At 48.1% G+C, this 22,291-nt stretch carries 18 protein-coding genes; 15 read left to right on the forward strand and 3 right to left on the reverse strand.

Features of this window, described 5'->3' with window-relative positions:
* Positions 1-12 precede the first annotated feature (12 nt).
* Both UNH61_RS08590 and UNH61_RS08595 read right to left on the reverse strand, forming a co-directional pair.
* A complete protein-coding gene (locus UNH61_RS08590; protein WP_326991672.1) occupies positions 13-735 on the reverse strand; it encodes a LytTR family DNA-binding domain-containing protein in 723 nt (240 codons plus the stop codon).
* Between the two features lie 11 nt (positions 736-746).
* Entirely contained in the window at positions 747-1,877 is a 1,131-nt protein-coding gene (locus tag UNH61_RS08595) for a histidine kinase (RefSeq protein WP_326991673.1), read from the reverse strand.
* Positions 1,878-2,125: 248 nt separating this feature from the next.
* On the opposite strand from UNH61_RS08595, the gene UNH61_RS08600 reads away from it, so the two are divergent.
* The 15 genes from UNH61_RS08600 to UNH61_RS08670 all read left to right on the forward strand — a co-directional run bounded on the left by UNH61_RS08600 (position 2,126) and on the right by UNH61_RS08670 (position 19,781).
* Positions 2,126-4,378 (forward strand): outer membrane beta-barrel family protein, encoded by a 2,253-nt coding sequence (locus UNH61_RS08600; protein ID WP_326991674.1) that lies wholly within the window; start codon positions 2,126-2,128, stop codon positions 4,376-4,378.
* A gap of 157 nt (positions 4,379-4,535) precedes the next feature.
* Positions 4,536-4,979: a CBS domain-containing protein gene (locus tag UNH61_RS08605; protein WP_326991675.1), complete on the forward strand. Its 444-nt coding sequence runs from the start codon at positions 4,536-4,538 to the stop codon at positions 4,977-4,979.
* Between the two features lie 249 nt (positions 4,980-5,228).
* Positions 5,229-5,702, forward strand: a complete 474-nt coding sequence (locus tag UNH61_RS08610; RefSeq protein ID WP_326991676.1) for an NADH-quinone oxidoreductase subunit A — start codon at positions 5,229-5,231, stop codon at positions 5,700-5,702.
* Between the two features lie 32 nt (positions 5,703-5,734).
* Positions 5,735-6,373 carry an NADH-quinone oxidoreductase subunit NuoB gene (nuoB, locus tag UNH61_RS08615; RefSeq protein WP_326991677.1) on the forward strand — a complete coding sequence of 213 codons (639 nt, stop codon included), beginning with the start codon at positions 5,735-5,737 and terminating at the stop codon, positions 6,371-6,373.
* Positions 6,374-6,455: 82 nt separating this feature from the next.
* Complete coding sequence (gene nuoC, locus UNH61_RS08620) at positions 6,456-8,201, forward strand: NADH-quinone oxidoreductase subunit C/D (RefSeq protein WP_326991678.1); 1,746 nt, start codon at positions 6,456-6,458, stop codon at positions 8,199-8,201.
* Between the two features lie 10 nt (positions 8,202-8,211).
* A complete protein-coding gene (gene nuoE, locus UNH61_RS08625) occupies positions 8,212-8,676 on the forward strand; it encodes an NADH-quinone oxidoreductase subunit NuoE (protein ID WP_326991679.1) in 465 nt (154 codons plus the stop codon).
* A gap of 25 nt (positions 8,677-8,701) precedes the next feature.
* The gene (gene nuoF / locus UNH61_RS08630) at positions 8,702-9,976 is read left to right on the forward strand and encodes an NADH-quinone oxidoreductase subunit NuoF (RefSeq protein ID WP_326991680.1); all 1,275 of its coding nucleotides are present in this window, start codon (positions 8,702-8,704) and stop codon (positions 9,974-9,976) included.
* A complete protein-coding gene (gene nuoG, locus UNH61_RS08635; protein WP_326991681.1) occupies positions 9,963-12,656 on the forward strand; it encodes an NADH-quinone oxidoreductase subunit NuoG in 2,694 nt (897 codons plus the stop codon). The genes nuoF and nuoG overlap by 14 nt, the downstream gene beginning before the upstream one ends.
* A gap of 5 nt (positions 12,657-12,661) precedes the next feature.
* Entirely contained in the window at positions 12,662-13,609 is a 948-nt protein-coding gene (gene nuoH / locus UNH61_RS08640) for an NADH-quinone oxidoreductase subunit NuoH (RefSeq protein ID WP_326991682.1), read from the forward strand.
* Between the two features lie 28 nt (positions 13,610-13,637).
* On the forward strand, positions 13,638-14,153 hold the full coding sequence (nuoI, locus tag UNH61_RS08645) for an NADH-quinone oxidoreductase subunit NuoI (RefSeq protein ID WP_326991683.1): 516 nt from the start codon (positions 13,638-13,640) through the stop codon (positions 14,151-14,153).
* Positions 14,150-14,680, forward strand: a complete 531-nt coding sequence (gene nuoJ, locus UNH61_RS08650; RefSeq protein WP_326991684.1) for an NADH-quinone oxidoreductase subunit J — start codon at positions 14,150-14,152, stop codon at positions 14,678-14,680. Before nuoI ends, nuoJ begins: the two co-directional genes overlap by 4 nt.
* On the forward strand, positions 14,677-14,985 hold the full coding sequence (nuoK, locus tag UNH61_RS08655; RefSeq protein ID WP_326991685.1) for an NADH-quinone oxidoreductase subunit NuoK: 309 nt from the start codon (positions 14,677-14,679) through the stop codon (positions 14,983-14,985). Before nuoJ ends, nuoK begins: the two co-directional genes overlap by 4 nt.
* Before the next feature lie 10 nt (positions 14,986-14,995).
* The gene (nuoL, locus tag UNH61_RS08660) at positions 14,996-16,885 is read left to right on the forward strand and encodes an NADH-quinone oxidoreductase subunit L (RefSeq protein ID WP_326991686.1); all 1,890 of its coding nucleotides are present in this window, start codon (positions 14,996-14,998) and stop codon (positions 16,883-16,885) included.
* 18 nt (positions 16,886-16,903) lie between these two features.
* Positions 16,904-18,355 carry an NADH-quinone oxidoreductase subunit M gene (gene nuoM, locus UNH61_RS08665; RefSeq protein ID WP_326991687.1) on the forward strand — a complete coding sequence of 484 codons (1,452 nt, stop codon included), beginning with the start codon at positions 16,904-16,906 and terminating at the stop codon, positions 18,353-18,355.
* Positions 18,342-19,781: an NADH-quinone oxidoreductase subunit N gene (locus tag UNH61_RS08670; protein ID WP_326991688.1), complete on the forward strand. Its 1,440-nt coding sequence runs from the start codon at positions 18,342-18,344 to the stop codon at positions 19,779-19,781. Before nuoM ends, UNH61_RS08670 begins: the two co-directional genes overlap by 14 nt.
* Here the strand turns inward: UNH61_RS08670 and UNH61_RS08675 are convergent.
* On the reverse strand, positions 19,778-22,222 hold the full coding sequence (locus UNH61_RS08675; RefSeq protein ID WP_326991689.1) for an outer membrane beta-barrel protein: 2,445 nt from the start codon (positions 22,220-22,222) through the stop codon (positions 19,778-19,780). The two genes, UNH61_RS08670 and UNH61_RS08675, sit on opposite strands and share 4 nt — an antisense overlap.
* Positions 22,223-22,291: the final 69 nt, after the last annotated feature.

A 22,291-nucleotide genomic window follows, 5' to 3' on the forward strand; every position in this document is an offset into this window, starting at 1 on the left:
TCTCTGCTCTCCTCACCACAGTCGCTTCGTCACTACCTGTTTAATCACCTGCTCGCGGTAGTTCCGGCTGATGGGCACACGGTGGGATTGGATGTATATTTCATTGCCTTCGATGCTCTCTATCTTATCGATAGCTACAATATAGGATTTATGTACCCGGATAAATGATTGGCTGTTTAAATCTTCCTCCAGTTTTTTCATGTTCAGCAGGGTCAGGTATTTATTCTTTAAAGTATAAATGACCACATAATTTTGCAGGCCCTGAATGTACAGGATATCCTTAAAATATATTTTCTCAAACTTATTCCCGCATTTAATAAAGCAATAGTCGGCACCTGGAACCACTTGTGGCTGGCCTGCATCCGCAGTTTTGGTGAGTAGCCGGTGATAGTCCTTCGCCTTGCTGGCAGCTTTAAAAAAACGTTCAAAGGTAATGGGCTTCAACAGGTAATCCAGCACATTAAGCTGGAAGCTTTCCAATGCATAACTGGGAAAGGCTGTGGTGATCACCACCATGGGCGCTTGTGGGGTGATTTTTAAAAACTCCATACCATCCATTTTGGGCATTTGTATGTCCAGAAAAATCAGGTCTATCTGATGTTGATCCAGCAATGATGCCAGTTCAACCGGATTTACACAGGTGCCTGTTAACTGTAGGAAATCCACCGCTCTTACGTAGTTGGCCATGCCTTCCCTGGCTAGTGGCTCATCATCAATAATGGCACAATTTAACATCGTAAATAATTTTAAACAGGTAACCAACTGGCGTTATGGGCTTTGAACCTTAAGCTTTCTGCTTTAAGCGTTAATGTTATCTCAAAGCTATGCGCGCTGCTTTCTATATCCAGTGTATATTGTCCGGGATAGATGAGATCCAGCCGGCGCTGCACATTCTGCAGGCCAATACCGCTGTAATGCACCACCTCTTTGTAGGTGCTGGCGGTGGTGCTGTTACATACGGTGAAATATAATTGTTGTCCATCCAGCTTCAGCTGTATATTTATCCAATTGATATCATCCGTATGTTTCGAAACATGTTTGAAGGCATTTTCTACAAAGGTCATCAATATAAATGGCGCAATGGCCCATTGACTGCTGTTTGTTTGTGTAATCTCACAATTTACTTCCATGTTGTTATTCTGTCGCAACTTCTCCAGTTCAATAAAATTTTCCAGGTAGGTAATTTCTTTGTTGAGTGGTATTTGCAGGTCGTTACATTCGTATAGCTGATACCGTAGTAACTCAGAAAATTTCGCCAGTGAGGCGGCAGCCATTTGCGGATTTTTATGTATCAGGAAGAAGATAGAGTTGATGGTATTAAAAAGAAAATGTGGGTTAAACTGGTTTTTGAGGAATTGTAGTTCTGTTTCCAGTTTTTCTTTTTCCAGCAGTTGTTGTCTTCTTTTAGTTTGTACCCAGTTTTTGGTCAACTTGATACTCATAGCCAGCGTAGTGCTGGCAAAAGTAGAAGGCAGTGCATTACCAAAAAAGTAAAAGAAGCAAACATTGCTGCCATATAATTCGCTGATAGTACGGTGTGCTAACAACGCGGTGACGTAATATCCGCCTACAATGCATAGGGACGTAATCAGCAGGGTACTCAGCAGATAGGTAATATAGATACCAAACCTGTTTTTTTCAAGGTAACGTGGCATCAGGAAATACAGGTTGAAGTATACTGCCAGCGCCTGAAAAATAACATAGAACAGGTATTTGACAGCAAATGGTGTGAAGAATATAGAGGTGGCTGCTTTTACCGGATTCCCGATGGCTACCACCCACCACAGGTAATGATAGGCACACCAGAAGGGAAGGTGGTACAACTTATACCTGAAAAACCAGTGCTGCCGTGGATGGCTGTCTGATAAAACGCTCATGGCACAATTACTCCTTATCTGTAAGGTACCCAAATTTTGTTGTACCTGCTGTTATAATACACGAGTAGCAACTATGGATTGATCAAATGTAGCCAGGAATAAATAAGCGGTGAAAGCAGCTTTTTTTGATTCGGATCGGTGGAAAAAACGGGTAAACTGCATTTCATCAACCAGGTACAGCTGGTCGTCATTCCGGTTTCGGGAATTTTCGGTCCGGGTGTTTCTTTGGGATAAAGTCCTGCAACACCATGCAACCACTATATTCCATCCCGCTATTATGCTGTCTTTTTCAGTCTGTCTATGCCCAGGTGCCTGTTCGCCCAATGTCAGATACGCCGGCTATACGCCCTCCCGCCAACCGTCGGCTGAACGAAGTAGTAATACAGGCAACCAAACCAGTGTTCCGGCAACAGCCATATGGTACCATTGTAAATGTAGGCAGCAGCGTGCTTACCAGAGGAAGTTCCGCCCTGGAAGTGCTGGAACGCTCGCCAGGTGTGTTTATCGATCGACGGAATAACAGCATTGCCCTGAATGGTAAAAGCGGCGTAACCGTAATGCTCAATGGTAAGCAGGTTCGCATGCCTGTGGAGCAGTTGGTAACATTCTTAAACGGACTTCGGGCAGACAATATTGAAAAGATAGAATTGCTTACCACACCTCCCGCCGGTTATGATGCCGAAGGCAGCGCAGGGATGATTAACATTGTGCTGAAGCGGAACCGGCAGCACGGCACCAGTGGCACGGCCTCCGCTACCGCCGGCTATGGCTGGGGAGAGAAAGCGGTGTTAAGTCTTAGCCTGGCGCATAATACTCCGCGGGCGCAGGTTTATGGCGACTATTCCTTTTCGCACGACAGGAGCAATATGGACTGGCATTCCGATGCTACGGATAATGTGCCGCTAATGGGGCCTGCTGTTTCCTATTTTCTGAGCACAATGCGACCGGTGCAGCGTAATCATAACGCCGGCGCGGGTGTGGAGCTTCATCCCGACTCTACTGTTACCCTGGGGGCCAGCCTGCGTTACAACAACAGTTTACTCAATTTTATGACCATGAACAAAGCACGCTACCACATACTGCCGGATTCGCTGGTACTCCTGGACGCAACCATAAACGGACCTAATCGCTGGCGAAATGTAATGGGTTCCTTATACCTTGAAAAGCGTCTCCGCCGGGGCACACAGTTGAGTGCAGATCTTGATTACCTGCGTTATATCAACGATAATCCCAGCGATGTGCAAACCACGCTGGTAAACACCAATGGCAAAGTTGTGCGGGAGAATGACAGTTTGTTTGCTCATCAGCAAAAAGGCATGGCCCATACCGTTATCAATGTAGGAGTGGTGAAGATGGATTACATCAGACAGTTTAATCCGGTGTGGAAACTGGAGGCGGGTATTAAGGGAACTTATACCCAAAGCCGCAGTGTATCGGGCATCATTAGCCTGGTAAATGGCCAATGGGTTAGCAGAGAGGAAACCTCCAACAACATAGCCATGAAGGAAGCGATTGGCGCGGCTTATGTTTCCCTGAACGCCCAGTTGAACCCGCTTACCAGCCTGGTGATAGGAGCAAGGTATGAGTATTCCCTTACCCGTATGGGCGACCGGTTTAAAAACGAGTCTGTGGCCAACCGCAAACTAGGTAAGCTGTTTCCTTCCATATTCCTGTCCAGGAAACTGAATGAGCAATCTGAACTACAGTTTTCCTTTACTGAAAGAATCAGTCGCCCTTCTTATAACGATCTGGCTTCCTTTGTTGCATATACCGATCCGGTATCTGTATTTACCGGTAATCCCCTGTTAAAGCCCGCTATTACGTATAACCTGAAGCTGGGCTATCGTTATAAAAGCTATGCCTTTTCCTTGTTAGGCAGCAGAGACAACAGCCCTATTGTACACTACCAGATTGTAGAAGTCCCCGGCAGCAACCTGCTGCACGTATCTCCCCAAAATCTGGCGTGGCAGAACAATATTGCCTTACAGGCTGATTTACCCTGGAAGGTGGGCAATTGGTGGAACATGAATTACAGCCTCGCAGGCGGGTGGCGGCAGTTCAGGGTGGAGTTTACCCGGGTGCCGGCAGAAAAAGCCTACTATTGGTATACCATAAACTTTAATGAAACTTTTCAGCTGCCCCAGCATTTCTCCCTGGAAGTAAGCGGTTGGTACAATGGTCCTTCCTACGATGGATCTAAAAAATACGATGGATTTGGTGCTGTTAATGCCGGTATTAAAAAAGAAATGAAAAATAATAGCGGCACTTTGCAACTATCCGTTACCGATGTTTTCAGGACCAACCAATCGCATAGTTATTATGGTGCATTAACCGAAGAGGCCTTTTCCCTGAGAAGTCATGTCGTATTTAATACAGAATCCCACTATTCACCCATTTTTAAATTAACCTACGCCCGGTCTTTCGGTGGCAACGCCACCAAAAACCAACGCATCCGCCAAACTGGTGCCAGCGAGGAACGGGAACGGGTGAGAAGTAATTAGTGAATAGGCTTCTTCTTAATTCTTCATTCCCGATTCCTCATTCCATAATGTGTAATTTGTACACATTTCCATTCTTTACTGTCTTGCTTTTAACAGTGAAAAATCTTAACTTAGGTATGGTGGTTTTTCATTTTTTACTTCTTTAAAAAGGTTTGGTATGGGAAAAGTACGTAACATACTGCAGGTAAAGGGTCATGCAGTATACTCAATCAACCCTGATAATACCGTTTTTGAAGCACTACAAATGTTAGTTGACCGGAATGTAGGTGCATTAACAGTGGTAGACGAAAACGACCGCTTCCTGGGAATTTTTTCCGAACGCGACTATGCCCGCAGGGTCATCCTGAAAGGGCGTGCATCCAAGGAAACCCTGGTTCGTGAGATCATGACTGAACATCCTGTTACAGTAAGCGAAGAAGATTCCATAGAAGATTGTATGGCATTGATGACTGAAAGAAGGATTCGTCACCTGCCGGTAACAGATGAACAAAGCAGGTTGATCGGACTTATTTCTATTGGAGACGTAGTGAAATTTATTATCGATGACCAGCGCTACATTATTACCAGCCTGGAGTGCTATATAACAGGCACGCATACCTGATGATCACCTATTAATCTGTTTTGCTGAGTAAAGGTAAATTTTGTAACTTCATATTCATATAGTCTTTACCGTAACGCGGAATTTGAAAGTATTGAAACGGGAAGTTTCCCGAAGTGTTCTCGCGGTTTACAGACTTATAGATAGATTTATAACCGGCATGTTACAGTAGATTGGAAAGCATACTACTGGTTTTTTTCTGAAGACAGGCTCAACAGACTTTTAAGTAAATCGCTCGGGAGGGCGAACACTTTGGAAAGCACTGTTTCAGGTACCCACCCTATCTGGCCATTTTTAGTTTATGGCGGTATCGTAGTAGTACTTATTGGTACCATACTAGGATTATCCTATGTTCTCGGTCAACATCATAAAGACCGTGCTACTGGCGAGGCATATGAGTCCGGCATCGTCTCTACGGGTTCCGCCCGCCTAAGATTTCCATCTCAATTTTATCTGGTTGCTATGCTGTTTGTCATATTCGACATCGAAACAGTATTGATCATCTCATGGGCAATTGCCTACGATGCGGTGGGATGGACCGGCTTTCTGGGAGTATCCGTTTTTATCTTCATATTGGTGGCTGTACTTATTTACGAATGGCGTAATGGTGCACTGGATTTCGGGCCGGACGGGAAAAGAATTTTGCGTGCATATAGGAAGATGAAAAAGAAAAAGGCTGTTCACGTTAACGGATATACGGAGAAACATTCTCCTGCACTTACCTGATTGATTCAATGACAGCGTAAAAGCAGCATATTATGAAATGGTGGCTGACTAAAGCAGACGATGTTACCGGTAAAGTATCCGGTAATACTTCTGTGGAAGAAGTAATACAACAGAGTGTGATGCTTACATCAGTAGATCGTTTGCTTGCCTGGGGGCGTAAGAATTCGCTCTGGCCGTTCCACTTTGGCCTTTCCTGTTGTTTCGTTGAGATGGCAACTGCCATGACCCCCAAATATGATATGGCCCGATTCGGAGCTGAAGTGATACGCGGTACGCCGCGTGAAGCGGATGTGATGATCATTGCCGGTACCGTATTCATCAAAATGGCGCCTGTTATACAACGCCTGTATGAACAGATGATGGAGCCCCGTTGGATCATTTCAATGGGCTCCTGTGCCAACTCCGGCGGTATGTATGATATTTATAGTGTTGTGCAGGGGATCGACAAATTCCTGCCCGTAGATGTATACGTGCCTGGTTGTCCGCCACGCCCGGATGCTTTCATGCAGGGACTGATGTTGCTGCGCGACAGTGTAGGCAATGAAAAGCGGCCGCTGAGCTGGGTGATAGGCGAACAGGGAATCATAAAACCTTCAAAGCCTTCCGTAAAGGAAATCATGAGAGACAAACGGCAACAAATGACACAGTTTAAAACAACTGATGAGATATAATTGAATGAAATACTAACGTTAACGACTATATGACATAACAGCGGATTACTTATTTATTGCTTCGTCTAAAACTTAATACGCCATGCCAGAGCGCATTGCAGCGGAATTAAGCTCCCGTTTTGGCGATATTGCCTTTCAGCCTCAGGCTACACGGGATGGAACGCCCACCTTCTGGACGCCACAGGAGAATATTGTGACGGTCCTGAAATATCTTAAATCAGAAATTTCCTCTCCATATCCTATGCTCTACGACCTCACCGCGGTCGATGAGCGGGCCTATAACCGGCAGCAGAACGGGCATAAGCATTTCGATTTTGCTATTGTATATACCCTGTTTTCCTTCGACAGAAATGAATTTCTGCGTATTAAAGTCGGTCTGTACGGCGAGTTTCCGTCCATTGAAACAATCACCTCCGTCTGGCCCTCCGCCAATTGGTACGAAAGGGAAGTGTACGACATGTTTGGGATTCGTTTCAACGGACACCCTTTCCTCAGGCGCATTCTGATGCCCGGCACCTGGGAAGGGTACCCCCTGCGTAAGGAACACCCGGCCAGAGCTACAGAAATGGGCCCATTCAGGCTATACGATGATAAAGTAGACAGGGAACAGGAAGCCCTGCAATTCAAGCCTGAAGAATGGGGACTGAAGCGCCATAGCGAGGACGCAGATTTCATGTTCCTCAACATCGGGCCGCAGCACCCCGGCACGCATGGCGTGTTACGCATTATTCTGCAGCTTAACGGGGAAGACATTGTAGACGCCGTACCTGAGATCGGATTCCATCACCGTGGCGCTGAGAAAATGGGCGAGCGGCAATCCTGGCATACTTATATTCCTTACACCGACCGTATCGACTATCTCGGGGGTGTCAATAATAATCTTGCTTACCTGCTGGCTGTTGAGCAGCTGGGAGGCATTGATGTACCGGCACGTGCACAGGTGATCCGTGTCATGCTCTGCGAATTGTTCAGGATTGCCAGTCACCTTGTCTGGTATGGCACCTTCGCGCAGGATCTCGGCCAGTTATCACCTGTCTTTTATATGTTCACCGACCGTGAAAAAATTTTCTCCATCATAGAAGCCATCTGCGGCGGCCGTATGCATCCCAACTGGTTCCGCATTGGTGGTGTTGCACAGGATCTTCCGAATGGCTGGGAACAGCTTGTAAAAGATTTTATCCGCTATTTCCCCCGGCAACTGAAAGAATATGATAAGATGGTGATGCAGAACTATCTTTTTAAAGCCCGTACAAAAGGAATTGGTATTTACACCCTGGAAGAAGCGATCGACTGGGGCGTAACAGGGCCGGGCCTCCGGGCATGCGGCATGGAATGGGATATGCGCAAGAAACGACCTTACAGCGGTTATGAGCAATTCGATTTCGATATACCCGTGGCAGATAATGGTGATTGCTATGATCGTGCAGTAGTAAGAGTGGAAGAAATGCGGCAAAGTTTACGCATCGTGGAACAATGCCTGAATAACATGCCAGCCGGAGAATACAAATCCCATCATCCTTTGGCAACACCTCCCGTAAAGGCACGTACCATGCAGGATATTGAAACACTGATTCATCATTTCCTGAATGTAAGCTGGGGACCGGTGATACCAGCAGGAGAAGCGATGAGCTGCACAGAAGCCACTAAAGGCTGGAACAGCTATTACCTGATCAGCGATGGTAATACTGCCGCTTACCGGGTAAGGGTAAGAACCCCGTCGTTCCCGCATATGCAAATGATACCATTGATCAGCCGTGGATATACAGTGGCAGATCTTCTTTCTATACTTGGCGGAATGGATTATGTACTGGCCGACATCGACCGATAAAACAGCAGATATGCTTACTACCATCGAAATAGAAAAAATCAATCACGAAGTAACACAGGTACCTGTTAAAAAAGCCGCCTGTATAGAAGCGTTGAAGATTGTACAGCGGGAAAGACGATGGGTGTCGGATGAAAGCGTGGCCGACATTGCCGCCATCCTGGATATGAGCGCTGCGGAAGTAGACAGCGTAGCCACTTTCTATAACCTGATCTTCCGGCACCCCGTAGGCAGGCATGTGATTCTGCTGTGCGACAGTATCAGTTGCTACGTGATGGGCTATACGAATATCAGAAACAGCCTGATGGATTTACTCAGCATTAAATACGGACAAACCACTGCCGACGACCGCTTTACCCTGCTCCCCAATGCCTGCCTGGGTACCTGCGATCATGCGCCTGCAATGATGATAGATAACGATCTGTACAGGGATATCCGGGAAGATGAACTTCCCGGCATCCTGCAAAATTATTTGTGAGAACAACAGCAATAATCGGAGTGATATGGAAAAACCGCTCACACAGCATATTCCGGCGTCCGGAGAACCGCTTCAGCTGAAAGCATATGAAGCAGTAGGAGGGTATTCCGCACTCCGTAAAGTATTGCAGGAACTTACTCCCGAAGAAGTTACCGGAGTGGTAAAGGATGCTAACCTGAGAGGAAGAGGCGGCGCAGGATTCAGTACCGGCGTGAAATGGAGCTTTGTGCCGATGAATGTTACCGGACCTAAATACCTCGTTGCAAATGCGGATGAAATGGAGCCAGGCACATTCAAAGACAGATGGTTGCTGCAAGGTAACCCGCATCAGCTACTGGAAGGAATGATTATCGCCGCTTATGCCATACAGGCTACCCAGGCTTTTGTTTTCATGCGATGGGCCTACAAGGAAGCAGCTGCTATAATGACCCGGGCCATTGCAGATGCATATCATGCCGGTTATCTCGGTAAAAACATACTCGGTAAAAATTTTAACCTGGACATGCAGTTGCATACAGGTGTAGGAAGATATATGTGTGGGGAGGAAACAGCATTACTGAACTCGCTGGAAGGCAAGCGCGCCGTGCCACGTGCGAAACCCCCGTTCCCGCAGGTAAGCGGCCTGTTTGGAAAACCTACTATCGTTAACAATGTGGAAACGCTGTCGTATATCCCACATATTCTCAACAAGGGTGGCGACTGGTTCAAATCATTGAGCTATACCGCCGACGGGGGAACGAAAATCTATGGCGTGAGCGGTAAAGTGAACCGACCGGGTGCATGGGAACTTCCCATGGGCGTAACTATGAGAGAGCTACTGGAGGAGCACGCCGGCGGTATGAGAAATGGTTACCGCTTTCGTGGAGCCCTGCCTGGCGGCGCATCTACCGACTTCCTGACGGATGCACACCTCGATGTTAAAATGGATTTCACCGGTGTATCCGCCGCTGGCAGCAGGCTTGGTACCGGTACTATGGTTGTACTGGATGACCATACCTGCCCGGTTGGATTTGTACATAACCTGGAACATTTCTTTGCACAGGAATCCTGTGGCTTCTGCACACCCTGCCGGGAAGGATTACCCTGGACCGAAAAGTTATTGCTGGCCCTCGAAGAAGGCCAGGGAACATATGCTGACCTGGAACAGCTGGAAATGCATACCAGGTTGTTAGGACCGGGAAATACATTCTGTGCGCTGGCGCCCGGAGCAATGGAGCCTTTGCAAAGTGCACTGAAGTATTTCCGGGAGGATTTTGAACAACATATCAAAGAGAAAAAATGCCCGTATGCCCATCATTAACATAGACAATAAAGCATATGAAGTCAGGGAAGGTAAAAACCTGCTGGAAGCCTGCCTGTCGCTTGGCCTCAACCTCCCTTATTTCTGCTGGCATCCGGCGCTGGGCGCCGTGGGCGCCTGCCGTCAATGTGCAATCAAATTATTCAAAGATGCAGACGATACACGGGGCCGTATCGTAATGGCCTGTATGGAACCGGTAAAGGACCAGCAGTATTTATCGATCGACGATAAGGCAGCCCGTGATTTCAGGGAGCATGTGATCGGATGGCTGATGACCAATCATCCTCACGACTGTGCTGTGTGCGATGAAGGAGGCGCCTGCCATTTGCAGGACATGACAGTGATGACGGGGCATAGTTATCGTGATTATCGTTTTACAAAAAGAACCTACCACAATCAATACCTGGGCCCTTTTCTGAACCATGAAATGAACCGATGCATACAATGTTACCGATGCGTACGTTTCTATAAAGATTTTGCAGGTGGAAAAGATCTGGATGTGTTTGCCGCGCATAACCACGTGTATTTTGGCCGTCAGCAGGAAGGGATACTGGAAAGTGAATTCAGTGGTAACCTGGCGGAAATTTGTCCTACAGGTGTATTTACGGATAAAACCCTTAAGGAACATTATACCCGCAAATGGGATCTTACTTCCGCTGCCTCGGTATGCCAGGGCTGCGGTCTGGGATGTAACATTATCGCTGGTGAAAGATATGGAGCGGTCAGGCAGATCACCAATCGCTTCAATGGCGCAGTGAATGGATATTTCCTGTGCGACCGTGGCCGCTATGGTTACGAGTTTGTTAACAGCGACAATCGCATTCGTGAACCCAAAGTATATCACTCACCGGCTGAAAAGAGCAACGGTATTCCCATTATGCAACACCTGATTAACAGGATACCGCCAGGCAAAACAGTCGGAATCGGCTCGCCCCGCGCTTCTCTCGAATCCAATGCTCTGCTGAAAGAACTGGTGGGCGAAGAAAATTTTTATCTGGGCGTTTCCGATGCTGAGCACGACCTGGTTTCACTTTCGCTGAAGATACTCCGCGACGGCCCGGTGCGCGCCGCTTCCCTGCAGGAAGCAGCTACTGCCGATGTGGTACTGATTCTTGGTGAGGATGTTACAAATACCGCCCCGATGCTCGCGTTATCGGTCCGGCAGGCGGTGCGCAGCAAACCTGTAGATGAAGCGATCAATCACATACATGTTCCTGCCTGGCAGGATGCAGCCATCCGGGAAGCCGTGCAGGATCAAAAAGGGCCGCTGTACATATTGAATGTAGTAACAACCAAACTGGATGAACTGGCAAAGGGAGTTTATCATACTGCACCCGACAATATAGCGCGTATAGGCTTTGCCGTTAGTCATCTCCTGAATGAAGATATACCTGAAGTGCAAGGTATGTCGGAACAGGGAAAGGCTGCTGCCGCTGAAATTGCAGCGGCATTGAAGAATGCCCGGAAACCCCTGATCATTGCCGGTTATGGCAGTGGCAGCGGAGCCGTGATCAAATCGGCCGCCAACATTGCATGGACACTTCATCAGCTGGGAACAGACGCCATGCTAACACTTACTGTACCCGAATGCAACAGCATGGGCCTGGAAATACTCGGTGGCCACCGGCTTAGCGCCGCAGTAGACCGTGTACTGGGTAACGACGTGGAAACCGCGATAGTATTGGAAAACGATCTGTATCGCCGCCTGGATAAACACCGGGCCTCTCTGTTCTTCGATAAAATAAAGGATCTCATCCAGCTCGATCATCTTTACAACGATACTTCTGAAAAGGCTACCATACTGCTACCTGCGGCCACGTTTGCAGAATCAGACGGTACGCTTGTGAATAATGAAGGACGTGCGCAACGGTTCTTCCAGGTATTTGCTGCAGCCGGAGCCATGCAGGAAAGCTGGCGCTGGCTGTTGCAAATCGGAAAGGCGGTAGGATTAGCTGCTTTTGCCAGGCTGGAACATTTTGATGAAGTAGTGGCTCACATAGCGGCCGGAGTGCCGTTGCTGGCACGGATTGATACACTTGCGCCGCATGCAGATTTTCGTATAGCCGGCCAGAAAGTACCCCGCGAACCTCACCGGTACAGCGGACGTACTGCCATACTGGCCAATGTGAATGTGAGCGAGCCTAAACCTCCGGAAGATAAGGATACCGCTTTGTCTTTCACCATGGAAGGATACCGCAATGAGCCTCCTTCTGCCATGATACCTTTCTTCTGGGCACCCGGATGGAACTCCGTGCAATCTGTGAATAAATTTCAGGTAGAACCGGGAGGACCGCTGCATGACGGAAATCCCGGTCAACGCCTGCTGGAGCCTCATAACAATGGGTCTATACGCTTCTTTACCGAAGTGCCGGAACCATTTCTTCCATTGCCCGAGCACCTGCTCCTTGTACCCGTTTATCATATTTTCGGATCGGAGGAACTGAGCATTTATACGCCAGGCATCGCGGAAAGAGTGCCTGCGCCGTATATCATGCTACACCCCGACGATGCAAAACGGTTGCAGGTGGCCGAAGGACACTCACTACATTTTATTAATAACGGGCACAGATATACGTTGCCCGTGATATTGAATGAAGAGTTACAGCAAGGCATAGCCGGCATACCGGTAGGTTTACCAGGAATGGAAATAGCAGAAGTTCCTCAATTGATCAAAGTATAAATATTATGACAAACTACTGGTGGGTAATAGGAGGCGTACTATTTGTGCTGCTGAATACAGCAGCCGGGCTGATCTGGGTAGAGCGCCGCATGCTGGCACTCTGGCAGGATCGATATGGTCCCAACAGGGCAGGGCCTTTTGGCTTGCTCATTGTGTTGGCAGATACGATCAAACTCTTCTTCAAGGAAGACTGGATACCTCCTTTCGCAGACAGGGTAGTATTTGTATTTGCGCCGGCAGTAGTAATGCTGAGCGTACTCATGAGCTTTGTAGTGATCCCCTTTGCACCTGGTATTGTAGTGCTGGATCTGAATATCGGCCTGCTGTTTTTTCTGGCAATGTCGTCGCTGGGCGTTTACAGCGTGGTCTTGGGAGGATGGGCGTCCAATAATAAATATTCGCTGCTGGGAGCCATGAGAGGCGCTTCCCAGATGATCAGCTATGAGGTGTTTATGGGCCTTGCATTGATGGGCGTGGTAGTATTGAGTGGCTCATTCAACCTGCGTGAAATTGTTGAGGCGCAGAAAAACATGTGGTTTATTGTTCCGCAGTTCTTTGGTTTTCTGATTTTCCTGGTTGCCGGAGTGGCCGAAACACATCGTTTGCCTTTTGATATACCTGAGGCGGAAAGCGAACTGGTAGCGGGTTTTCACTCTGAGTACTCAGGAATGAAATTCGGTATGTTCTTCATCGGGGAATATCTTGGGATTACCCTTATCTCCGGAATGCTGGTAACACTGTATTTCGGCGGCTGGCTTGGACCTGCTTTTCTGCCCCCGGTGGTCTGGTTTGTAATAAAAACATTTGTCTTCATTATGCTGTTCATCCTGCTGCGTGCTTCCATGCCCAGGCCCCGGTACGATCAGCTGATGGAGTATGGCTGGAAGGTGCTGTTTCCGTTATCACTACTTAACCTTTTGGTAACTGCGGCAGTGAAGCTTTGGATGAAATAGATTTCAAACAACTTCAAATTCTCCGACAATGTTCAGTCTGATAAGAAGCATGTGGCTGGTATTTCTTCATATGTTTCATAAAAGAGAAACGTACCAATACCCTGAGCAAAAAGCGCCGCTGCCTGCCCGCTGGCGTGGCCGTATAGCGCTTACCCGCGATCCTGATGGCGGTGAACGCTGTGTGGGATGCTATCTGTGCGCAGCTGCCTGCCCGGTTGACTGTATTTCCCTGCAGACCACCGAAGATCAATCGGGACGAAGATATCCCGAATTTTTCCGGATCAATTTTTCCCGCTGTATTTTCTGCGGCTTCTGTGAAGAAGCTTGTCCTACCTACGCGATACAACTGCTACCTGATTTTGAAATGGCGGAATACGACCGCCAGCATCTTGTTTATGAGAAAGAAGATTTATTGATCAACAGCCAGGGAAAGTACCCGGGATATAATTATTACAACGTTGCCGGCCTCGCAATACAAGGTAAACAGAAAGGAGAAGCACAACAGGAAGAACCACCGGTGGATATTAAAAGTCTTATGCCATGATCGGACCTGCATTTTACATAGCTGCGCTGGTCGCCATCGTGGCCACAGTGATGGTGATCACCCGTTACAACATTATGCACGCTTTATTGTACCTGGTGGTGTCGCTGCTGGCAGTAGCAGTAGTACTTTATCTCTATGGTGCGCCTTTTATGGCTGCATTGGAAGTGATTATATACGCCGGCGCTATTATGGTGCTGCTGATCTTTTTTGTGATGATGCTGAACCTGGGCCGGGAGTCGGCTGTACGGGAGAAACTCTGGCTAAGGCCGGCGATATGGATATTACCGGCCGTGCTTTGCGCCATATTGCTGGGTGAATTGCTCTTCCTTGTTCTGCAGAATCACCAGCCCGTGGCGGAAATAAAAGAGGTAGATCCACGGGCAGTTGGAATGGCTTTGTTCGGGCCCTATCTGTTAGCAGTAGAACTGGCAGGTATCCTTCTGATGGCAGGTATTGTAGGCGCTTATCATTTGGGCAGGCAGAAAGAAAAAACATTACACCGGTTTCTTGAAAACGATACGCCATGAATATGCATTCTACTACAGCGGGTATGATGCTCGCAGGTATTTTGTTCGTATTGGGCATGATTAGCATCCTGGTACGGCGCGATATTATTTTTATGCTCGTTTCTGTGGAAGTGATGCTGAATGCTGCCGGTCTTGCTTTCGTAGTGGCATCTTCCCACTGGGGTACGGCCGACGGACAGGTGATGTTTATCTTAATATTGGCTATGGCAGCGGCGGAAGTTTCCGTTGGACTGGCATTGATCCTGCAGCTATACCACCAGCTGAAAACGCTGGATAGTGACGAAGCCGCAAAAATGAATGGTTAAAAATGAAATTATGTTTCCTGTACTCATACCGCTCATTCCTTTTGTCAGCGCATTGTTGCTGATGTTGGGCTGGATACGTCTGGGGCGTATATCCGTTGCCGTTATAGGATGTGGCAGCATCGGAATAGTAGCGCTGCTGGCGATACTTACTGCTTTTCAGTTTGCTTCCGGAGGAGAGCAGGCTATTGTACAACATGCAGGAAACTGGATCACTGCCGGAAATTTGAAGGTGGGGCTCGACTTCCGGCTGGATGCGCTGTCGGTTGTTTTTGTACTGATCATCACCGTGGTGGGCTTCCTGATCCATGTATATGCTTCCGGTTACATGAGCGATGACCCTGACTATGCCCGTTTTTTTGCATGCATGAACCTTTTTGTAGGCGCTATGCTGGTGCTGGTCATGGCAGATAATTTATTACTGCTCTACTTCGGCTGGGAAGGAGTGGGGCTTTGCAGTTACCTGCTGATTGGCTTCTGGTACAAGGATCCGGCTAATGGGCAGGCTGCGCGGAAAGCTTTTATTGTAACAAGAATAGGAGATACAGCGATGGCTATCGCCTTGTTTATGCTGTTCAGTCATATTGGTTCTTTAAATATCCCCGATATATTGGTGAGCAGTACCGAGATCTGGTCAAAGGGTGATACCGTGGTTACCTGTATCGCACTGCTGTTACTGGGAGGCGCGGTAGGAAAATCGGCGCAGCTACCGTTGCAGACATGGTTGCCGGATGCAATGGCAGGCCCTACTCCGGTGAGCGCCCTGATACATGCCGCTACGATGGTCACTGCGGGTGTATACCTGATAGCACGCATGCATACACTGTTTGAACTGGCGCCTGCTGCACAGCTTACTACAGCCATTATTGGCGCGTTGACCCTGGTGCTGGCGGGTTTCAGCGCACTGGTGCAAACGGATATCAAAAGAGTGCTGGCCTATTCTACCATCAGCCAGATCGGTTATATGTTTCTCGCACTTGGCTGTGGCGCATGGTCTGCTGCCGTATTCCATTTCGCCACTCATGCCTTCTTTAAAGCGCTGCTCTTCATGGGAGCGGGCGCTGTAATTGTGGCCCTGCATCACGAGCAGAATATGTTCAGGATGGGAGGCTTACGTAAACAATTGAAAGCGGTATACTGGGTGTTCCTTATCGGATCCGCATCGCTTGCTGCTATTCCATTTATAACGGCCGGTTTTTATAGTAAAGACCAGATCATCTGGTTGTCGTGGGCCGCTACAAACGGGCATGTTGGCTTATGGCTGGCAGCATTGCTGGGAACACTACTGACTGGTATGTACACCTTCCGTATGTTCTTCCTTGTTTTTTATGGAGACATAAAAACAACAGTACATCACTTACCCGGTAACAGTATGATGATTCCCCTGTATGTGCTGGCAGTGCTTTCTACCATTGCAGGCTTTATTGAGCTGCCACCGGCGTTGGGGCATGTGACACTTTTCAGCAGCTGGATGCAGCCGGTATTGCCGGCAGTAGCCATTTTGCATCACAGCACGGCCCTGGAATGGACGTCTATGGGATTATCAGCGCTGCTGGGGCTTAGCGGCATCGGGCTGGCGTACACCTGGGTGGTGAACCGCCCGGTTGGTATGGTCGACTTCCTGGAGATGCCGGCGCTACAATGGATGAGAGAATGGTGGAAACGTGGCTGGGATTTCGACAAGCTGTATAACATCATACTGGTGTACCCGCTGGTGTACCTGTCGCGGTTGAATAAACGCGATGTCATAGACTCATTTTATTCCGGGCTGGCAGCATTTACAGAATGGTGCCACGACGTACTGGCCCGTACCCAGAGTGGCTTGTTGCGCTGGTATATTATGGGTGTAGTGATGGGGGCGGTGGCTATACTATCTGTATTGATCTGGAGAATATACTTATAACCTCATAATCCAATAACCATGATACTGCTGTTGCTTATACTGATACCATTTGTTGCTGCATTGCTCTCCTGGGCCGCGGGAGCGAAGAGCCATGGCGCCAGCCGCTGGATAGCGCTGTGCAGTATGCTGGTAAACCTGGGGATCGTGATTGGCATATGGATGAATCATTCGCAGGCGCCCGGGCAATGGTGGTATATCTACAAAGTTGACTGGGTACCGCATTTCGGCATCAGCCTTCACCTTGCACTGGATGGCCTGAACCTGCTGATGCTGGCACTGACTTTCTTCCTTGGTGCACTTTCGGTGATGATTTCCTGGAAAGAAATAAATACCCGCGTCGGATTCTTTCATTTCAATCTCTTGTTTGTATTGTGCGGAATTACCGGTGTATTTCTGACAATGGACCTTTTTATGTTCTATTTTTTCTGGGAGATGATGTTAATCCCTATGTATTTCCTGATAGGTATCTGGGGACATGAGCGCCGTGAATACGCTGCCAACAAATTCTTCCTCTTCACGCAGGCGGGCGGCCTCTTGATGTTGCTGGCCATCCTGGGATTGTATTTCATACATGCAGCTAACACCAACGTATATACGTTCAATTATTTTGATCTCCTGCATACATCCATGGACCATGCTACGGCCCGTTGGCTGATGCTGGGCTTCCTGGTTGGTTTCCTGGTGAAGCTGCCGGCGGTGCCATTTCACACCTGGCTGCCGGATGCCCATACCGAAGCGCCTACGGCTGGAAGTGTTGTGCTGGCGGGGCTGCTGCTGAAAACGGGCGCTTATGGTATTCTGCGCTTCGTATTGCCGCTATTCCCGGCGGCATCAGCAGAAATAGCACCGGTAGCAATGTTACTGGGGGTAGTAGGCATTCTGTACGGCGGTGTGCTGGCTTTTGCCCAGATGGATCTCAAACGTCTCATTGCTTACACCAGTGTAAGCCATATGGGATTTGTATTGCTTGGCGCTTTCGCTTTCAACAGCATCGCTTATCAGGGAGTGGTGATGCAAATGATCACGCATGGCATAAGTACCGGTGCCTTGTTTATTTTGGCCGGTGCGTTGTATGAACGTATACATACCCGTAATCTCCACGAAATGGGCGGCCTCTGGTTAAAGATTCCCCTGATGGGCACTGCTACCATGATATTCGTTATGGCCTCGCTCGGGCTGCCAGGCCTCGGCAATTTCGTCGCGGAGTTCCTGGTGCTACTCGGCAGCTGGCAGGCCAGTCATCTGCTTACTATACTCGCTACAACGGGCCTCGTAATAGCTACTATATACTCTCTGCGCATCATGCAGCGGGTTTTCTTCGGCCCCTGCGACCGTCAGTACGCGCTCCCCGATCTGGGTGGACGGGAACTGGTGATTATTGTAGCGTTGATCCTGGTAATATGCTGGTTAGGATTTCATCCTCAACCGGTGCTTCATACATCACAAAATATAGGTTATGTCGTTCGCTGATTTTATGAGCCTCGGCCCACTGATCACGCTATGTGCAGCTGCGGTATTGATGATGCTGCTGGTGGCTGCCTGGCGTAATCACCGTATCGTATATACGTTCACGTTAATCGCTTTCCTGATGACGATGGCGTCCGTTATACCGGCTATTGCGTATATCCCGCATGTGATACCACCACTGCTGGTGATCGACGAATTTTCCCTGTTTAATTCCGGTCTTATACTGGTGGCGGCGTTTATCATCCTCCTGATGTCGTTCAATTACTTTGAAGAACGGGAGGAACGGAAAGAAGAGTATTATATACTATTGCTGCTCGCCACCATCGGCGCTTTGGTGCTCGTAGTCAGCAGGCACTTTATGTCGCTGTTCCTGGGCCTCGAAATACTCAGTGTAAGTCTTTATGGATTGATTGCCTATCTGCGTGCCCGCGAACGCTCCGACGAAGCTGGGATCAAATACCTGATGCTGGCTGCTTTGTCATCAGCGTTCCTGCTGTTCGGTATGGCGCTGGTGTATGCTTTCACCGGGCATATGGATTTCCCCGGCATCGGTGCTGCACTGCGGCAGGCTGGCTACCTCCCGGTAAGCGTGATGGCTGGTTTCGGGCTGATGCTGATCGGTGTTGGATTTAAGCTGGGCATCGTTCCGTTTCATATGTGGGCGCCGGATATATACGAAGGCGCACCGCTTCCGGTCGCTGCGTTCATCGCTACTGTCTCCAAAGGGGCCATGCTGGTATTGCTGATCCGCTTCTACCAGGATATTCACGGTAACGACTACCCGATGATCTGGTGGATCGTGGCTATCATTGCCGTGGCATCTATGTTTGCAGGCAACTGGCTGGCTTTAACCCAGCAGAACGTCAAACGTATACTCGCTTATTCTTCCATCGCACAGATGGGATACATCCTCGTAGCATTTTTATCGGGGGTGCAAACCGGTTTGGAAGCGTTGGCTTTTTACCTCGTAGCCTATTTTATCACTACTATCGGCGCTTTTGGAGTCGTAATTGTGATGTCGAGCAGTGTTCAGGACGCAGAAACGATCCGGGATTATAAAGGGCTTTTCTGGCGCTATCCCTGGGTGGCTACTGTTTTCACTGCCATGTTATTATCCCTCGCCGGAATTCCGCTGACTGCCGGTTTTATCGGGAAGTTTTATGTGATCATGGCCGGAGTGAATGGTCACCAGTGGTTCCTGTTATTTATGCTGGTTATCAACAGTGTGATTGGGCTGTACTATTATATCCGGCTGGTGGCAGCTATGTTCAGTGTTCCTGCCAGTGGCCAGGAAACCACGGTAGTACCGGCCCTGCCTGCTGCCGGCAATATTACCCTGGTTATCCTGACTATACTGTTGATCGGATTAGGTGTATATCCCACTGCCATGATGCAGCTGATACAACAGATGATGCGCATTCTCGTTTAACCCGCCCGGTTCTGTTCGTCGCTGGTACCCGTTTTTCTTTCACGTGCGGCTTTGATAGTAGCGCTACCGAACTTATAGGTGAACGTAAGGTTGAAGGTCCTGAACTGCCAGGTATTGAATATATTCAAATGCAGATTGGCGTACTCAGCTGCCCCGCGGTACGATTCGTTCCGCAATATATTGTTGTAACTGGCTTTTACGGTCAGCTTCTTTTCGAAGAATAGTTTCTGCACACCCAGGTTCAGGTTATACTGGCTGTATCCTCTGAATATGCCGAATATAAAAGGCGAGTTATAATAGCCCATCACTTCCAGTTTTATATCCTTCGGGAGCGCAATGGTATTAGTACTGTTGATGTAATAATTGAAGTTATAACGTTTGAAAGGTTCACTGGTAACAGGGTCATTGAACCTGTACTGGTTATAGGAGACGTCTATATTGTTATCGCTGGTCCACCATTTAGTCACCTGTATGGGCAGGGTCAGTGCCAGGGTGTAGATATCCGTTTTGTCGTAGTTACGCTCGGTACTGATCGATGCCTTGGTGCTGTCGTCCTGTGTAATGAACTCTTCCATCATATCCTTGATACGACTGTATCTCAGGGTAGCAATGTATTTATCCTTAAAGGTATACGATAACTCCGCGATGTTGCTGTACTGAGGCCGCAGATAGGGGTTTCCCCTGAAATAAGTATACCTGTCGAGGTAGAACATGAACGGGTTCAGCTGTCCGTACTGAGGCCGCTCTATCCTGCGCGACAATGCCAGGCTGAGCTTATTCTTATCATCCAGTTTTTGTTCCAGATTGATGTTCGGGAAGAAGTCGGTGTAGTTACGTTTTACATAACTATTAGTCGTGAATGAGTGCCCCGCGGAGGCAGTGTTTTCTACACGCAGCCCCAGCTGCATGGTGGTAGTGTGAAACTGTTTACGATAGTTGGCATAGGCTGCATAAACATCTTCCTGGTAGTTAAATTGATCACTCAGCGAGGGCGACGGCAGGTAATGACCTTTGTATAATGAATCAAACTCCAGTCCATTGGAGGTGTTCACAAAACTTGCCTTAACCCCTGTTTCGAGCTTTGCCGTGGGGCTGAATGGCCAGCTGATATCTGCCTTCAGGCTTTTGATAATTACCTGTGTATTCCCTAATGTTCTTATACTATTAGGATTCCTGTTTAATCCTGTTTTGTTGTCATACAGGCTATCATTCAGCTGCATGAACCGGTGGTTGTTGAATTGGGCATAGTCCGCATCAAAGCTGATCTCCCGGCCACCCGCAGAATCAAGTGATCCTTTATAGTTTAAATTAACAGCGATGTTGTCGAATCTGTTATTGTTGGTTGTCAGGGAATTTACAATAGAATCTGCCGGCATGGCTGGTTTACCAAGATTGGTAACACTGTATATCTGATTGCTGAATGCATTCTTGAATCCATTTGCCAGTACGCCGATAGTATGTTTGTCGTTGATAAAGTAATCCATACCCAGCTTCAGGTAATTATTCTTAAAGCGGTTGCGCTGAAAAATTTCCTGATCCATGAAAGTAGCGTCGCCGGCTTTATCGGTGACTGTCCGGGTATAATGCCGGGTAACCATTCGTGGATACTCGCCCTGATCGAAATTGCCGAAGAGATTGAATTTCTCTGTTCTCCAGTTGAAATTGCCGGTAACACCATACCGGCCATATTTGGATTGGGTAAGGGTAGTACCTATACTACCATTTATCCCGGTCATTTTGCCCTTTTTTGTTTTTATGTTGATGATACCGCCATTGCCGGCTGCATCGTATTTGGCAGACGGACTGGTAAGTATTTCGATAGACGCAATACTTTCCCCGGGAGTGGTTTTAAGGAGATTGGTCAGCTGTTCACCACTCAGGTAGGTGAGCTTTCCATCAATCATCACGGTAACGCTCTGCCCCTTCAGGGTTACGTTTTCGTTATTGTCGATCTGAACTCCCGGCGCCCTGCGAAGCAGGTCCAGGGCTGTATTACCGGCCGCGGCCATACTGTTTTCTATATTCATCACCGTTTTACCGGCAGCACTTTCAATGAATGGTTTCTGAGCCGTAACATTAACGGCCTGGAGGTTTTTACCAAGGGTAGGTAGTTTGATGGTACCCAGGCTTACAGATGGATGGGCGGCGTCTATGCTGAATGCAGGGCTGAACGAAGTAGTATATCCTACCTGCGAAGCCTGCACAAAATAATGTCCGTTTGCTATCTTTTCAAAAGTATAGGCGCCCTCAACGGTGGTAACATCCCCCTTTACCAAAGAGGAGTCCTGCGCCTTTTTCACCATAACAGTAGTAAAAGGCAATGGCTTGCCATCATTATCAGTTATTTTTAGCGAAATTTTGCCTGTTGACTTGTTTTGTTGAGCGAAGGCACTGGTAGTTAAGCACAAAAGTACTCCCAGGACCACGATGTTTGTTCTCATACTATCGTTTCCGTTAAATATTTCTCAAAAGCTTTGACCGAAAGCGGGGATTTCTGTTTTTCTCTGAAT

Origin of the sequence: Chitinophaga sp. 180180018-3, assembly GCF_037893185.1 — a bacterium.
GTDB lineage: Bacteria > Bacteroidota > Bacteroidia > Chitinophagales > Chitinophagaceae > Chitinophaga.

What these genes read in the sequence shown, in the direction of transcription:
- UNH61_RS08590 (WP_326991672.1), bottom strand. Translation starts at nt 735, where the DNA reads ATGTTAAATTGTGCCATTATTGATGATGAGCCACTAGCCAGGGAAGGC.
- UNH61_RS08595 (WP_326991673.1), bottom strand. Translation starts at nt 1,877, where the DNA reads ATGAGCGTTTTATCAGACAGCCATCCACGGCAGCACTGGTTTTTCAGG.
- UNH61_RS08600 (WP_326991674.1), top strand. Translation starts at nt 2,126, where the DNA reads ATGCAACCACTATATTCCATCCCGCTATTATGCTGTCTTTTTCAGTCT.
- UNH61_RS08605 (WP_326991675.1), top strand. Translation starts at nt 4,536, where the DNA reads ATGGGAAAAGTACGTAACATACTGCAGGTAAAGGGTCATGCAGTATAC.
- nuoB (WP_326991677.1), top strand. Translation starts at nt 5,735, where the DNA reads ATGAAATGGTGGCTGACTAAAGCAGACGATGTTACCGGTAAAGTATCC.
- nuoC (WP_326991678.1), top strand. Translation starts at nt 6,456, where the DNA reads ATGCCAGAGCGCATTGCAGCGGAATTAAGCTCCCGTTTTGGCGATATT.
- nuoE (WP_326991679.1), top strand. Translation starts at nt 8,212, where the DNA reads ATGCTTACTACCATCGAAATAGAAAAAATCAATCACGAAGTAACACAG.
- nuoF (WP_326991680.1), top strand. Translation starts at nt 8,702, where the DNA reads ATGGAAAAACCGCTCACACAGCATATTCCGGCGTCCGGAGAACCGCTT.
- nuoG (WP_326991681.1), top strand. Translation starts at nt 9,963, where the DNA reads ATGCCCATCATTAACATAGACAATAAAGCATATGAAGTCAGGGAAGGT.
- nuoH (WP_326991682.1), top strand. Translation starts at nt 12,662, where the DNA reads ATGACAAACTACTGGTGGGTAATAGGAGGCGTACTATTTGTGCTGCTG.
- nuoI (WP_326991683.1), top strand. Translation starts at nt 13,638, where the DNA reads ATGTTCAGTCTGATAAGAAGCATGTGGCTGGTATTTCTTCATATGTTT.
- nuoJ (WP_326991684.1), top strand. Translation starts at nt 14,150, where the DNA reads ATGATCGGACCTGCATTTTACATAGCTGCGCTGGTCGCCATCGTGGCC.
- nuoK (WP_326991685.1), top strand. Translation starts at nt 14,677, where the DNA reads ATGAATATGCATTCTACTACAGCGGGTATGATGCTCGCAGGTATTTTG.
- nuoL (WP_326991686.1), top strand. Translation starts at nt 14,996, where the DNA reads ATGTTTCCTGTACTCATACCGCTCATTCCTTTTGTCAGCGCATTGTTG.
- nuoM (WP_326991687.1), top strand. Translation starts at nt 16,904, where the DNA reads ATGATACTGCTGTTGCTTATACTGATACCATTTGTTGCTGCATTGCTC.
- UNH61_RS08670 (WP_326991688.1), top strand. Translation starts at nt 18,342, where the DNA reads ATGTCGTTCGCTGATTTTATGAGCCTCGGCCCACTGATCACGCTATGT.
- UNH61_RS08675 (WP_326991689.1), bottom strand. Translation starts at nt 22,222, where the DNA reads ATGAGAACAAACATCGTGGTCCTGGGAGTACTTTTGTGCTTAACTACC.